The sequence below is a fragment of the Streptomyces sp. NPDC001070 genome (assembly GCF_053598835.1).
Genome location: NZ_JBSFLB010000002.1, coordinates 300,579 through 315,358, shown reverse-complemented (window position 1 = coordinate 315,358; position 14,780 = coordinate 300,579). Strand labels below are relative to the sequence as shown.

The window sequence follows — 14,780 nt, the reverse complement described above, 5'->3', positions numbered from 1 at the left end:
CCGCACGCGACGTCCGGTGCCCCAGGGCACTTCGAATTCCGCAGGGAAAGCTGGCGACCATGAAGAGAGTCTTGCTGCGTTCCGGCAAGAGCCCGTTCGATGTTGTCCCGCACGAGCGGGCCATCCACAAAGACGTTATCGGAACGAATTCCGGCAACCTCATCTTCAGTAACGCCGCACACAAACTCCTGCAGACCCCGGATGTCGAGATAACCAACCAGTTCAGGTTCGATCCCGCCGAAGCCGGTCGCATCAACGAGCAGTTCGACGCGTTCGTGGTGCCCCTGGCCAACGCATTCCGACCGTCCTTCGCGGGCGGGCTCAACAAGCTCAGCAAACTCATAGAGCAACTCAAGATCCCGGTGGTCGTGCTGGGCGTCGGGGCCCAGGCGGATGTGAAATACAACACCGCAAGGCTGGACGGGATACAGCCTCAGGTGAAGCGGTTCGTGTCGGCCGTGCTCGACCGCTCGGCGACGATCGGCGTACGCGGCGAGTGCACCGAGTCATATCTCAAAGGGCTCGGATTTCGCGACGTAGAGGTCATCGGTTGCCCTTCGATGTTCCTCGACGGCGACCGCTTCACGGTCGAACGGAAGGCCGCCGCCATCGGACCGGAGTCGCGCATCGCCATCAACGGGTCGCACAGCGCCCTTCGTGTCGGGCACACGGGCGCCCTGATGGACACCGCGTTCCGGACCTACCCGAATCTGACGTACATAGCACAGAACCTCACGGACGCGGAGCTCCTCTACTGGGGCGACGTGTCCGAGGCCGCCGGAGTGCACCGTCCGTACCCGGCACACCGTACCCACGCGTGGTTCCGCGAGAACAAGGTCCGCATCTATCTCGACCCGGTGCCCTGGATCGACGATCTGCGCGCCTACGACTTCTCCTTCGGCGGCCGCATACACGGAAACATCGCGGCCCTTCTCGCCGGCACTCCGGCCATGGTGCTCTGCCACGACTCCCGCACGCTGGAACTGTGCCGCTACTTCGGCATTCCGCACATGCTCGCCACGGACGTCGCCCCGGACACCCATCCCGCGGAGCTCTACGAGAAGGCCGACTTCTCCGAACTCCTGAACGGGCACCGGGAGCGGTTCGACCGGTTCACCGCATTCCTCGACAAGAACGGTCTCCAGAACGCGTACACCCACGGCGACCGCGGCGCCTCATTCGATGCGCGCATCGGCGAACTCGCGTTCCCGCCCGCGATGGAAGCCTGGCAGGACGAGGACCACGACCGCATGGGCTACCGGATCGGCTGGCTCAAGGACCAGGCCGACCAGGCCAGACTCAACCAGGCCGCGACCGCGAAGCGCCTGTCGGAATCACTCGCCAAGACCGCTGAACTCGAGGCCCGTCTCGCGGTCCTGGAGAAGCGGCTCAGGTTCCTCGCCGGTCCCGACCGGAGCACCCTGCGCCGTGCGAAGCGGGCCGTGAACATCAAGAGGATCTTCAACAGCCGCGACTGAGCCGCCCTACCCGCCGGCCCGAACCCGCCGCAGCCCGGTTCGGGCCGCCAGGCGCGCCACCCTGGCGGCCAGTGCCCTGCCGAGCACCCGGCGCAGGAGCCTCCCCGCCCTGGTCGGCCGCCGGGCCGAGGCCGGGGCCACCGCCTTGACCCGCCGCGCGGACTTGATGCGGGCCGCGACGTCGTCGGGAATCGCGTCCCGGGTCATCTCATACACACGGTCGGGGATGCCCGCGGCCTCGTCCCGGAAATGCGGCAGTGCCAGATACGCCGTGGTCCCGCCGACGTCCAGGTGCACCGGCGCCTCCGCCTTGGACCGCACGAACTCGACGGCATCAGCCAGCAGATCGATCCGCCCCTGGCCCAGGCAGTGGAGCCGGAGCCGCTCGTGCACGCGCAGCCGCCGTGCCACGCCTTCGGTGAAGTACTCCCGCACCAGTGGCCGGCCGAGTTCCACCTTGTGCCGCTGCTCCTCCTCGCTCACCGCGAGGAAGCGCGGCCCGAACTGCGGGAGCAGCGTGACCGTGAAGGGCCGGGTCATCAGCAGGTCCCGCTTGTCACCCGGGGGTACGCGCTCGGCGATCAGCTCCATCAACGCCCGCGCGGAGTCGAAGCGCAGGACGTAACTCCCGCTCTTGGTGACGTGCTTGCCGTCCTCGCGCCCGACCAGGTAGTAGCACGTGTAGTCGGCGACCACGGAGACGCCGTTCCCCCGCAGATACGCGTCCATCGTGAAGTGCGCGTCCTCACCGGTCTTGAGGTCCTCGCGGAAGCGCATGTCGTACCGGACGAGCAGTTCCCTGCGGAAGAGCTTCTGGGCACTGAGGGTGAAGCGGATCGGGGAGGAGAAGACATCGGTGCGCTCATGGTTCTGTCCCCACATGGACTTGGGGGCACTGCGGTTCACCCCCTCCACCCGGCCCAGCACCACATCGGTGCCGTTGCGCTCGGCCATGGCGAGCATGCGCTCGAAGGCCTCTTTGCCGAGGTGGTCGTCGGCGTCGAGGAAGAAGACGAAGCGGCCGCGCGCCAGGGCGAGTCCGGTGTTGCGCGGACCGCTGGGCCCACCCGAGTTGGGCTGGTGGACAACACGCGTCGAAATGATGCTCCGGGCCGCGAACTGGTCCAGGTACGCACCACTGCCATCGGTGGAGCCGTCGTTCACTGCGATGATCTCGATGTGTTCCGCACCCAGGGTCTGCTCCTCGATGGACTCGAGGCACCGCACGAGGTAGGGCATCGCGTCATACACGCCGATGACCACGCTGATGCTCGGTGTATTCATCGATCTCCGTTCGCTTCGGCCTTGCCGATGTATGAGATGAGCCCGGGGTCGAAATGGTTGCGCGGAGCCGCTCGGCACCAGCAGTGATCGACGTCACACGACGGGGCCCTGCCGACGGGAGCCGTCCCGCCGGCAGGGCCCCGAACCTGAGAGCCGGAAAGGGTGCGGCCTCAGCCGATGTTCGCGTCGTCGAGGGTGTCGCCATCGACAGGTCCGAGGCGCTCGCCGCCCTCGCGCTGGCTGGGGACCACCATCGCCAGTTCGTCGTCCGCCCCTTCGGCGGCGTGCCGTTCCGGCTGGCGGGCCTCACGGGCCGCCGACTCGATGGCCAGCGCGCGCACGGCGTCGTCGAAGCGCACGATCGAGGAGGGTTCATCCGGGCCGAGCAGGTACTCCTTCAGCTCCCTCCGCGCGGCAAGCAGCGGGTCCTGGCCCTCCTCACTCACTGCGGCCACGAGCTCGCCGAGCCGCGTTGCCCGGTTGTCCAGGATCAGCGCGGCGCGCGCCGCTGTGTTCAGCCGCTTGAATTCGGCCTCACCGATCCCCGCGGAATCGGTGATGGCGTACGGCTTGCCGCTCGCGATGAAGTCCGAGACGACGCTGGAGATGTCCGAGACCATCGCGTCCGCCGCGTTGAAGCAGTCGTACAGGTGCGGCAGCGGACCGGTGACCACCTTGTGCTCCCAGGGAACCAGCGCACGCCAGTACGCGTCGCTCCACTGCTCCCTCAGCGACCGCAGCTCCGTCACACCGCTCTCGCCGCTCCCGCCGGAAACCTGGTCATAGGCGGCGTCCGTCTCGTCGGACGACTCACGGAGCGAGTTCTCGATCTGCGCCAGTCGTGCCTCGATGCGGGCCATCTCGGCGCGCGCCGCGGCCCGCGCGGAAGCCTGACCGTCGTCCTGTCCGGACCACCGGGGATCGGCGGCACGCTCCGTGTTGGCCTTCTCCAGCAGCGCCACGATGCGTTTGTGCGCCTGCCCGGCCTTGGGCTGCCGCGTTCCGGTGAAGGGGTGCGGCTTGTAGAGAACGCGCACCGGCGTCTCGGAGGCGAGAAGAGCACGCACGATGTTCTCGCCCGCCTGGATCAGGGACGTGTTCCCGGGGTCGTCGCTCCAGCCCTCCCAGGTGGGGGCGTAGAGCACCGTGGGCATCCGGTCTGTCCGGGGCCCGGTCCACGGCAGGATGCCGGACAGCTGAGGGCGGCCGACCTCCACGATGTCCGCGTCGCGGACTCCGACGTCCGCCAGCGCGTAGCGGTCGCGGCCGGCCTTGCCGGCCGTCCACACCTGGTCGTAGACCTTGCTGAAGGGGTTGACGCTCGCGACCTTGTCACTGTCCCCGTGCCCGATGAAGACGTGCTTCATGGTCGGTACGCGCAGGAGGTGGATGTTCTTGCCGACGTTCGCCGGATACAGCGCCACCCGCGCGTTCGAGAGGTCCATGTTCATGAGGTGGACGCCGCTGGGAACGCTCACCACCGGCACGGTGGTAGGGGCGAGCTTGGGAAGGATGTAGTGCTCACGGAGGAGCACCAGGGGACGGCCCTCGAGCTGCGCCATGGTGTCCAGCCACATGTTGACCTGGTAGGCGCTCTCCTTGGACCCGGAGAAGTAGAGCACCGTGGTGGGCCGGTAGACGCCCAGCCAGCGGTCCAGGTGGGCCAGCGCCTTCTCCCTGCCCGGCGCCAGGCGCCTGCGCCGCAGGTAGGGGACCAGCAGCAGCACACCCAGCAACCCCAGCGACAGCGTCACGGCGGCACCGGCGAGGGCGTACACCGGCTCATCCGCCACGGACGCGGCCACCAGGCCGACGACCACGAAGAGGTCCAGGTGCAGGAACTTCTCCACCGCGTGATGACTGAGCCAGCGCGGCGGACCGGCCGGAACGCGCAGCCCGGGCAGGTCGACGTTCCGTACCTCGAACGGCAGCCTGCGGCGGTTGCCGATCAGGGTGACCAGTGCGATATGGGGGACCTGCAACGCGTAGAGAGCCAGGAAGCACAGGACGACGACGTAGAACACTCTGCTGTCCGTCGTCTCGGTGCGTGCCAGGAGGAGAACGACGATGAGCTCACGCGTCAGAAATCGGACGGGCAGCCCGGCCCCGGCCTTGGTGAGTCTGCTCATCACGTATGCGCCACGCCGACGGAGCAGCCAGTCGGACGCATAGCTGACCGCCGCCGCGCTGACGAACAGCCACAGGTGGGGAAAAAGAGCACCCGCCACCATGACGGGATAGCTCAGCAGCATGATCAGCAATACGGACAGCTCGGTGCGGTTGCCCACCCGGGCCAGGCGGACGGCGGTCGATATCACGAAAGGCCTTCTCCTGAGCGCTGGTGAAAGACGAAGGTCTTGGAATGGACAAACACGACCTGCGTCGCCAACGGATCAGGTCCCCGGAAAATGCCCCTTCGCGCTTCCCGAGGACCCGAAATCACAATTGCGGAATTGTACTATGCGTTTTCTTCCCGCGCCAAAACCCCGGCCAGTGCCTGCTCGAAGCTCGACGCGCCGACGGCGGCCCTGGTCGGATCCTGCTGGCGGACGTCGATGACGTGGCCGGTCAGGTCCGAGAGCAGCACGTCGAGGGAGGAACGCGCGACGGACTCCGAGGACAGCAAGGTGCCCTCGGGCTCCTGCCCGAAGGCCTTGGTCCGCATGGGCGTGGCCGTGCGCTCCGGGTTGACGCAGTTGACACGGATGCCGTCGACGGCCCACTCGTCCGCGAGTGCCTGGGTGAGGTTGACCATGGCGGCCTTCGTCGAGGAGTACAGGCTGTACTCGGCACGGCCGCGGGTGTAGCTGCTGGAGGTGTAGAGCATGAGCTGCCCGCCGCTCTCCGCGAGGTACTTGTGCGCGGCACGGGCGATCTGCACCGGCGCGAGGTAGTTGACGCGCAGGGCTTCCTCGATGGTGGCGTTGTCGGTCTCGGCGAGGCGGCCGATGCGCAGCACGCCCGCGGTGTTGACCACGTAGTCGATGCGGCCGGTCTCGGCGTAGGCCTTGGACAATGCGTCGTCGACGTGCTCGGGGTTGTCGACGTGGGTACCGGTCGTGGAACGGCCCAACGCGTAGACGTTGGCGCCGAAGCGCTTGGCGAGCTCCGCGATGTCGGCACCTATGCCGTAGGAACCGCCGAAGACGACCAGGGTCTTGCCGGTGAGCCGTGCGCGGTAAGCGGCGTCGTCGGCCTGCTCCGGAGCCGTCTGCGAGGCCAGTTGGAAGAGCTTGTCGGCGATGAAGACGTCGACGGGCTGGGTCACCTTCATGTTGTACTCGTCACCCGGCACCACGTACACCGGCACATCCGGCAGGTACTTCAGCACGACGGAACAGTCGTCGGTCGCCTGGAAGTTGGGGTCTCCGGACGCGATCTGGTACGCGCGGCGGATCGTGGAGAGCTTGAACGCCTGCGGGGTCTGCCCGCGGCGCAGCCGGGAACGGTCCGGGACGTCGGTGATGAACTCACCGTCCGCGCCGTGCGTCCGGGTCACGATGATGGTGTCCGCAGAGGGGATCGCGACGTCCACGGCCTGGTAACGGTCAAGGGCGGAGACACAGTCGTTGATGACGCGCTGTGAGAGCAGGGGACGTACCGCGTCGTGGAACAGGACGTTGCAGTCCTCCCCGTCGGCGAGCCCCGCACCGATCGCGGCGATCGCACGCTCGGTCGTCTCGTTGCGCGTCGCACCGCCCTCCATGACCCTCGTCACCTTCGAGAAGCCGGCCTTCGCCACGATCTTTTCGACGTCCTGCACATATCCCGGCGCCATGAGGACGATGACGTCGTCGATTCCGTCGGCCTGCTCGAAGACGGCGAGGGTGTGCTCGACGACCGCCTTGCCCGCGATCTTCAGGAGCTGCTTGGGGATCGAGAGGCCAACGCGCTGGCCAGTACCGCCGGCCAGGACGACGGCCGTGGTACGGGGCTTGGCTATGTGCTCGGACACAGACGACCTACCTTGAAGGAATAGAGGGCGCAGGCAATGCTCCCGTCCACCTTCACCGGAACGCAAGGCGGACACATCCCACGCAGCATGTTGCCGCAACCCTAGGTTCATCTTCCGCCCGACGGGAAATCCGAGGGAACCCCGGCAGCCGAACTGTGACAGAATCCACAAGATTGTCTCATCTGAGAAGACGTCCGCTCACTTGCCGGCGTGACTGCCCCGCATTGCCTTCGTTGTTGCTATGTGCCTCTTATTCAGCTGAAACGTGACCAAAGTCCCGGTCCGCCACCACCGGGGAACCCGCGTTCCGCCGCGGTGCCACTGGTGGTGATGGCAGCGGCTTTCGCAGCCCATCTGACCGCGGCCGTCCTGTCGCACGTGCCGCTGCTCGTCGCGGCCTCGGCGGTAAGCCTGCTCGCCGATCTCCACCTGCACCTGTGCCACCCCACGCTGACGGGACTGCTGACACGTATCCGGTTGGACGTCACGGCCCGGCAGCTGCTGCGCGACCTGCTCACCACGACGACCCTTCTGCGCGTGGACGGCGTCCACGGCACCCGGGCCTACGCGCCGCTGCTGGTCGGCCTGCTGGCCCTGTACGCGGCCCACAGCGCGTGCCACGCCGTCGCCCTGCTCGTGCGCCGTGCCAGGACGCTGCCCGTGGTGACCCGCAACATCGACGCCGCCGCCCTCAACCCGACAACGGCCCCGCCTCTGCTGCTGGCCCGCAGGCCCGGGCACCGCCTGCTGCTGCTCTCGTTGTTCGTCTCCGCCGGCCTGCTGGCCACGGCAGTCACAGGAAACGCACTGTGGGCGGCACTCGGCGCCTCCTCGGCGGCACTGGCGGCCGTGGGCGGCACCGTCTACCTGGCGCTGTGGCTGCTGCCGGGCCGACGCCCGGTGGACGGGGCCCGCGCCCTGGAATGGCTCGACCGGTGGCTGGCCGACTACCGGCCGACGGTGGGCATCTACTTCTCCGGCGGCGCCGCGTCGGCCTACCAGGTCAACATGTGGCTTTCGACACTTGCCCGGCTCGACGGACGGCCGGTGGTGGTACTCCGGGAACGCCTCATGGTGCAGCGCCTCGAGGCCACGGACATCCCCGTGCTCTGCATCCCCAAGGTCACGGACCTGATGCGACTTGAGCACTCCACGCTCCAGGTCCTGCTGCATCCCTCCAACTCCGGGAAGACTTCGCAGATCCTGCGCATCCCCACCATCAAGCACGCGTTCACCAACCACGGCGAGAGTGACAAGCTCTCCAGCTGCAATCCGTACGCCAAGGCGTACGACGAGGTCTGGGTCGCGGGCCCCGCCGCACGCGAGCGTTACGCCCTGGCCGACATCGGCGTCGACGACCGCGACGTCGTGGAGGTCGGACGTCCTCAGCTCGCCCCCATCCTGCCCGGCAAGGGCGCCCCGCAGGGGCCGTGGACCACGGTGCTGTACGCACCCACGTGGGAGGGGTGGGACGGGCAGCCCGGCAACACCTCGATCGTGCTGGCGGGGGAGAACATCGTCCGCGCCCTGCTCGGCGACCGGGCCGTACGGCTGCTCTACAAACCGCATCCGCTGACCGGTTCGGTCGATCCCCGTGCCGGCCGTGCAGACCGCCGCATCCGGGCCATGATCGCCGACGCCACTCGCGAGCGGGCCCAGTGCGCCGCGTGGGACGCCTCGGCCTCGCCGCGCACCGCACTCGCCCGCCACACGGCGGCGCTGGACGGACTCACCACGGCGCGCTTCCGGGCCGCCGCCGACGAGGTGGAGCGCATGGCGCTGCAGGGGGCCCCCGCCCCGGGCCGCGCCGCCGCGGTCGAGGCCGCCACCGCGGCTTGGGAGGAGTCCTACTGGTCCGCCGCCCCGGCGTGGGAGCACCGGATCATCACCGACGCCCGTCCGTCGCTGTACTCCTGCTTCAACGAGGCCGATCTGCTGATCAGCGACGTGTCCAGCGTCGTCTCGGACTTTCTGGCCAGCGAGAAGCCCCACGCCGTGGCGAACACCAGCGGACTGGACGAGAACGCGTTCCGCTCCGCCTTCCCCACCGCGGCCGCGGCGACGATCCTCTCACCCGACGCGCACGAGGTGCCGGGGCTGCTCGACAGCGTCCGCAACCAGGAGCGGGACAGCCTGGGCCCGGCCCGCGCAGCGCTCAAGGAACGGCTACTCGGGCCGGCGGAACCCACGTCCCTTGAGCGCTTCAAGGCAGCGGCGCGGGCACTGGCCGCAGCCGCCGACGAGCGGCACGCTGCCTGCCAGGAGGTCCGGGAGCCCACTGCCGTGGCCCGTGTGGTGGGACCGCGCGGGGCGGCGCTGGGGGGCGGCGTCCCACGGACTTCGGAGCCGGAAGCGCAGTCGCGGCGCTGAGCCGGACGGTCGCGCGCGGTTCCCGTCCGCCACCGCGGCATCGGTTGCGCACCGCTGCCGCGGTGGCCGGAGAAGGCCGGCGCGGACCCCCGTTCAGCCCCCGAACGGGTCGAAGCCCTCGAACTCGCTGGACGGGTCGTCCCGTTCGGCGTCACGGTCTCTGCGTCGCTGGGCCGCCGGCCGGGGAGTGTCGAAGCGGTGGTCCTCACCGCGGCGGCCGAGCATCTCGGCACCGGCCGCGACAGAGGGCTCCCAGTCGAAGACGACGGCGTCGTCCTCGTCTCCGATGACCACCTCGTCGCCCTCGCGGGCGCCCGCCTTGACCAGTTCCTCCTCGACGCCGAGGCGGGCGAGCCGGTCGGCGAGATAGCCGACGGCCTCGTCGTTGGCGAAGTCCGTCTGGCGCACCCAGCGCTCGGGCTTCTCGCCGCGGACGCGGTAGAAGCCGTCCTCGGCGGTGACGGTGAAGCCGGCTTCGTCCACGGCCTTGGGCCGGATGACGATGCGCGTGGCCTCCTGGACCGGCTGGGCGGCGCGTGCCTCGGCGACGATGCCGGCGAGGGCGTAGGACAGCTCGTTGAGGCCCTTGTGGGCCACCGCCGACACCTCGAAGACCTGGTACCCGCGAGCTTCGAGGTCGGGACGGACCATGTCGGCGAGCTCCTGGCCGTCGGGGATGTCGACCTTGTTGAGGACGACGATCCGCGGACGGTCCTCGAGACCGCCGTAGGCCCGCAGCTCCGCCTCGATGACGTCGAGGTCGGTCAGCGGGTCGCGCTCGGACTCCAGGGTGGCGGTGTCCAGGACGTGGACCAGGACGCTGCAGCGCTCGACGTGCCGCAGGAACTCCAGGCCCAGACCGCGGCCCTCGCTGGCGCCCGGGATGAGGCCGGGGACGTCGGCGATGGTGTAGACGGTCGAACCGGCCGTGACGACGCCCAGGTTGGGGACGAGCGTGGTGAACGGGTAGTCCGCGATCTTCGGCTTGGCGGCCGAGAGCACCGAGATGAGCGAGGACTTGCCCGCGCTCGGGTAACCGACCAGCGCCACGTCGGCGACGGTCTTGAGCTCCAGGACCACGTCCCGGGCCTGGCCCGGCTCACCCAGCAGCGCGAAGCCCGGCGCCTTGCGGCGGGCGGAGGCCAGCGCCGCGTTGCCGAGGCCGCCGCGGCCGCCCTGGCCGGCGACGAAGGTGGTGCCGTGGCCGACGAGGTCGGCGAGGACGTTGCCCTTCTTGTCCAGGACGACGGTGCCGTCCGGGACGAGCAGGGTCAGGTCCGTGCCGTCCTTGCCGGAGCGGTTGCCGCCCTCGCCGGGCTTGCCGTTGGTGGCCTTGCGGTGCGGGTGGTGGTGGTAGTCGATGAGCGTGGTGACCGACTGGTCGACGACCAGGGTCACATCGCCGCCACGGCCGCCGTTGCCGCCGTCCGGGCCGCCGAGCGGCTTGAACTTCTCCCGGTGCACGGAGGCGCAGCCATGGCCCCCGTTACCCGCGGCGACGTGCAGCTCGACGCGGTCCACGAAGGTGGTCATGCGGATGTTCCTCCTGATGCGTACGGGAATGTCTGTGGGTTAACGCGTCGAGGGCGGACCTGCTTCCCGGCCCGGGAAACAGGATCCGCCCTCGGTGAAGTCGTATCGCCGCCGGTCGCTCAGGCGACGGGAACGATGTTCACGACCTTGCGACCACGGCTGGTGCCGAACTCGACCGCACCGGCGGCGAGGGCGAACAGCGTGTCGTCCTTGCCACGGCCGACGCCCGCGCCGGGGTGGAAGTGAGTACCGCGCTGGCGGATGATGATCTCACCGGCGTTCACGACCTGGCCGCCGAAGCGCTTGACGCCGAGCCGCTGGGCATTGGAGTCGCGACCGTTCCGGGTGGACGATGCGCCCTTCTTGTGTGCCATCTCTCTTCAGTCCCTTACTTCGCAGCGGCGGGGATGCCGGTGATCTTCAGGGCCGTGTACTGCTGACGGTGACCCTGACGACGGCGGTAGCCGGTCTTGTTCTTGTACCGCAGGATGTCGATCTTCTGGCCCTTGTGGTGGTCCACGATCTCGGCCTGGACCTTGATCCCGGCCAGCACCCACGGGTCGCTGGTGACGGCGTCGCCGTCGACGACGAGCAGCGTCGAGAGCTCGACCGCGTCGCCGACCTTGCCGGTGGAAATCTTGTCAACCTCGACGATGTCGCCGACGGCCACCTTGTGCTGGCGGCCACCGCTGCGCACGATTGCGTACACGCGGAACTCACTCTCTCGCTCGGATCGTCACTCCTGACGCCAGCCGCCCCTGTGGTACATGGACGGCCTCTACCGGCCTGAACCGGTAGGAAGGTGCTCAGGAATGGGCGCTAAAACGCCGACGGTCAAGACTACGGGCCCGGTGTGAGGGGGTCAAACCGGGTGGAGTGCGTCACGCCCGCTGCGGCATCTCAACCAGCGCGGTCCCGCCCTCGCCGGACGTCTCCTCCTGGTACAGCGCGCCGGTCTGCGGGCACTCCCACACGCCCGGCTCGCCCGCCCGCTCGGCCAGCCGTACACCGGCCCGGCCGACCCAGCCGATACGGCGCGCGGGAACCCCCGCGACCAAGGCGAAATCGGGGACGTCCTTGGTGACCACCGCTCCGGCCGCGACAAGCGCCCAGCGGCCGACCCGCACGGGGGCGACGCACACCGAGCGGGCACCGAGCGACGCGCCCTCGGCGACCTTGACGCCGACCGCCTCCCAGTCGCCTCCGCGCTTGAGCTTGCCCTCGGGGTCGACGGAACGGGGGTACTGGTCGTTGGTGAGCACGACCGCGGGACCGATGAAGACGCCGTCGCCGAGCTCGGCCGGCTCGTAGACCAGGGCGTAGTTCTGCAGCTTGACGTTGTCGCCGATCCGCACCCCCGTGCCGACGTAGGCGCCGCGGCCGATGACACAGCCCGCGCCGAGGCGGGCGTTCTCGCGGATCTGGGCGAGTTCCCAGACGGTGGTGCCGTCGCCCAGCTCGGCGGTCTCCGCGACCTGGGCGGTGGGCTTGATGGTGTGGCTCACTCTTCGGACCTTCCCGATGGCGGCGGTGCCGCGACGCTGCGGCCCGGATCCGGGCCGATGGAATTCAGCCCCTGCCGGGCAGCGGCTCAAGGAGATCGTCCCGCGTCGCCGCCGACCCGGCGGGCGCACCGTCCCAGGGCCGCCCTCCGGTCCCGAGGCGTTCGACGATCAGTGGCAGCCCCAGCACGACGGGCATCCACATCAGGACGCCGAGCCGGTCGGCCTCCTGTGCCAGGGGGTGGGCGGTGATCTGGGCGACCCCCGTGGCCGCCGCCGCGAAGGCCGGCCAGGCCAGCCCGTCGCCGTAGGTGATCAACGCCCAGCCCGCCACGGCGAGCAGGACCAGGAAATAGGGCATGGCCACCTGCTCCGCCAGCCAGTGCCGCCAGAAGCGTACCGCCAGGACGAACAGCCGCCGCCAGGGGTCGGGCACGTCCGGCGAGCGGAAGTGCCGGGTGAAGGTGTCCTGCAGGGTGATCTGCGCGGACGGCAGACCGAGCGCCTTCTGGGCGACGGCCAGCGAGCCGGCGGCCGCCCCCGACACGAGGGTGAGCAGCACCGTCCCCCGGTGACGCAGCCCCCTGCCGAGGACGAGGGCCGCCGCACCCGCCAGGGCGAGCAGCCCGGCCAGCAGGAGGACGGACGAGTACCGGGTGACGGTCCCGGCCGCGAACGCGACGGTCATGGCCGCCGTTCCCGCCGCGAGCCGCCGCCGGAACAGCAGCAGCGCGCCCCACAGGACACCGAGCGCGCACAGCGTGAACAGCCCCTCGCTCAGGGCCTGCAGCGACCACCAGCCCAGCGGGCCGGCCAGGAACACGACCTGGCCGGCCAGCGCGGCACGCACCGAGAGCCGGGCTCCGCGCAGCATCCCGAACACGGTCAGCGAGCAGGCCGCCGCCGTGAGCAGGCCGAGCAGCCGCATGCCCCGCAGCACGCCGAAGGCGTCCACGAAGGGGGCGGCGAGCAGCGGGTACCCGGGCCGGGTGGCGAAGATCTCCTGATAGCGCGGGTCGTCGGTGGTGATGTCCGCAGCGCCGGCCCATCGCTTCAGGCAGTCACGCTCGGCCTTCCCGCCTGCGTCCCGACCGCTACCGCCGGCCGGGCGCAGCCGGGCCTCCTCCGCCGCGGTGTCGCCCTTGCCGGCGCAGAAGGCCTTCAGCGCGATGTGGTGCGCCTCCTCCCGGGGGACGCCGAGAGCGGTCTCGGCGGCCTTCGCGTAGCGGTAGGAGTCCGGGAAGAGCGTCCACTGCGGCCCCGCCGCCAGCTGGAGCACGGCGTAGACGACGCACACCAGCAGCGGCAGGACACCACGGCGGCGCAGGGGACGCGGCAGACGGGAGGGCATGGACGGGCCGATCCTCGCGGTCAGCCGCCGATGACGACGCGGCGCACGCCCGCCCAGCGAGCCGGGTCGGTGGTGCGGCGGCCGTCGACCAGGACGCGGACGTCGGGCAGGTCGGAGGCGGAGAGCTCGCGGTACTCGGCGTGGTCGGCCTGGAGGACGGCGGCGGTCACGGTCTCGCCGCGGTGCGGGGTCAGGCCGTGGGCGGCCAGCTCCTCGTCCGTGTACATCGGGTCCGAGACATACGGCACGGCTCCGTACGCCTTGAGGGCCTCGACGGTCGGGAACACGCCGGAGAACGCGGTCTCCTTCACGCCACCGCGGTAGGCGGCACCCAGCACGAGCACGTTGACGTCCTTGAGGTCGCCGTAGGCGGCGGCCAGCAGGTCGACGGCGTACGACGGCATGGCGGCGTTCGCCTCACGGGCCGAGCGGACGACGGTCGCCTCCGGGTCGTTCCACAGGTACATCCGCGGGTAGATCGGGATGCAGTGGCCGCCGACGGCGATGCCCGGCTGGTGGATGTGGCTGTACGGCTGGGTGTTGCAGGCCTCGATGACCTTCTTGACGTCGATGCCGGCCTTGTCGGCGAACCGGGCGAACTGGTTGGCCAGGCCGATGTTGACGTCGCGGTAGGTGGTCTCGGCGAGCTTGGCCAGCTCGGAGGCCTCGGCGGAGCCCAGGTCCCACACGCCGTTGGGCTCACTGAGGTCCGCGCGCTCGTCGAAGTCGAGCACCGCCTGGTAGAACTCCACACCGTGCTTCGCCGACGCCTCGTCGATGCCGCCGACGAGCTTCGGGTAGCGGCGCAGGTCGGCGAAGACCCGGCCGGTCAGCACCCGCTCTGGGCTGAAGACCAGGTGGAAGTCCCGCCCGGCCGTCAGGCCGGAGCCCTCCTCCAGCATCGGCGCCCAGCGGTTGCGGGTGGTGCCGACGGGCAGGGTGGTCTCGTACGACACCAGAGTGCCGGGACGCAGGCCCCGGGCGATGTCCTTGGTCGCGGAGTCCATCCAGCCGAAGTCCGGCACGCCCTCGGCGTCCACGAACAGCGGGACGACCACGACGACGGCCTCGGACTCGGCGACGGCCGCGGCGGTGTCGGTCGTCGCGGACAGCAGACCGGCCTCCACGGCCGCCTTGAGCTTGGTGTCCAGGTCCGCTTCGCCGGGGAACGGCTCGACACCGGAGTTGACCAGCTCGACGACCTTCTCGTTGACGTCCGCGCCGATGACGCGGTGGCCCTTGGCGGCGAACTGCACGGCGAGCGGCAGGCCGATCTTCCCGAGCGCGACTACACAGATGTTCATGGG

At 69.7% G+C, this 14,780-nt stretch carries 11 protein-coding genes; 2 read left to right on the top strand and 9 right to left on the bottom strand.

Features of this window, described 5'->3' with window-relative positions:
* The first annotated feature begins 71 nt into the window (after window positions 1–71).
* Entirely contained in the window at window positions 72–1,478 is a 1,407-nt protein-coding gene (locus tag ACWDAS_RS03675; protein ID WP_450387090.1) for a polysaccharide pyruvyl transferase family protein, read from the top strand.
* A 6-nt stretch (window positions 1,479–1,484) separates the two neighbouring features.
* On the opposite strand, the gene ACWDAS_RS03670 is transcribed toward ACWDAS_RS03675, so the two are convergent.
* From ACWDAS_RS03670 to ACWDAS_RS03660, 3 genes are all read right to left on the bottom strand, one after another.
* Window positions 1,485–2,762, bottom strand: a complete 1,278-nt coding sequence (locus ACWDAS_RS03670; RefSeq protein WP_450387088.1) for a glycosyltransferase family 2 protein — start codon at window positions 2,760–2,762, stop codon at window positions 1,485–1,487.
* A gap of 170 nt (window positions 2,763–2,932) precedes the next feature.
* A complete protein-coding gene (locus ACWDAS_RS03665; protein ID WP_450387086.1) occupies window positions 2,933–5,080 on the bottom strand; it encodes a hypothetical protein in 2,148 nt (715 codons plus the stop codon).
* A gap of 140 nt (window positions 5,081–5,220) precedes the next feature.
* Window positions 5,221–6,717 (bottom strand): SDR family NAD(P)-dependent oxidoreductase, encoded by a 1,497-nt coding sequence (locus tag ACWDAS_RS03660; protein ID WP_450387084.1) that lies wholly within the window; start codon window positions 6,715–6,717, stop codon window positions 5,221–5,223.
* Between the two features lie 330 nt (window positions 6,718–7,047).
* Here ACWDAS_RS03660 and ACWDAS_RS03655 point away from each other — a divergent pair, with 330 nt between their 5' ends.
* On the top strand, window positions 7,048–9,087 hold the full coding sequence (locus ACWDAS_RS03655; protein ID WP_450387083.1) for a hypothetical protein: 2,040 nt from the start codon (window positions 7,048–7,050) through the stop codon (window positions 9,085–9,087).
* Window positions 9,088–9,180: 93 nt separating this feature from the next.
* On the opposite strand, the gene obgE is transcribed toward ACWDAS_RS03655, so the two are convergent.
* From obgE to ACWDAS_RS03625, 6 genes are all read right to left on the bottom strand, one after another.
* The gene (gene obgE, locus ACWDAS_RS03650) at window positions 9,181–10,620 is read right to left on the bottom strand and encodes a GTPase ObgE (RefSeq protein WP_450387081.1); all 1,440 of its coding nucleotides are present in this window, start codon (window positions 10,618–10,620) and stop codon (window positions 9,181–9,183) included.
* Between the two features lie 119 nt (window positions 10,621–10,739).
* Window positions 10,740–10,994, bottom strand: coding sequence for a 50S ribosomal protein L27 (gene rpmA, locus ACWDAS_RS03645; RefSeq protein WP_319161286.1), 255 nt, complete (start codon window positions 10,992–10,994; stop codon window positions 10,740–10,742).
* 14 nt (window positions 10,995–11,008) lie between these two features.
* Window positions 11,009–11,329: a 50S ribosomal protein L21 gene (rplU, locus tag ACWDAS_RS03640; protein ID WP_018556584.1), complete on the bottom strand. Its 321-nt coding sequence runs from the start codon at window positions 11,327–11,329 to the stop codon at window positions 11,009–11,011.
* Window positions 11,330–11,501: 172 nt separating this feature from the next.
* Window positions 11,502–12,125: an acyltransferase gene (locus ACWDAS_RS03635; protein WP_450387079.1), complete on the bottom strand. Its 624-nt coding sequence runs from the start codon at window positions 12,123–12,125 to the stop codon at window positions 11,502–11,504.
* A 64-nt stretch (window positions 12,126–12,189) separates the two neighbouring features.
* Window positions 12,190–13,473 carry a hypothetical protein gene (locus ACWDAS_RS03630; protein WP_450387077.1) on the bottom strand — a complete coding sequence of 428 codons (1,284 nt, stop codon included), beginning with the start codon at window positions 13,471–13,473 and terminating at the stop codon, window positions 12,190–12,192.
* 20 nt (window positions 13,474–13,493) lie between these two features.
* Window positions 13,494–14,777 carry a nucleotide sugar dehydrogenase gene (locus tag ACWDAS_RS03625; protein WP_450387075.1) on the bottom strand — a complete coding sequence of 428 codons (1,284 nt, stop codon included), beginning with the start codon at window positions 14,775–14,777 and terminating at the stop codon, window positions 13,494–13,496.
* Window positions 14,778–14,780: the final 3 nt, after the last annotated feature.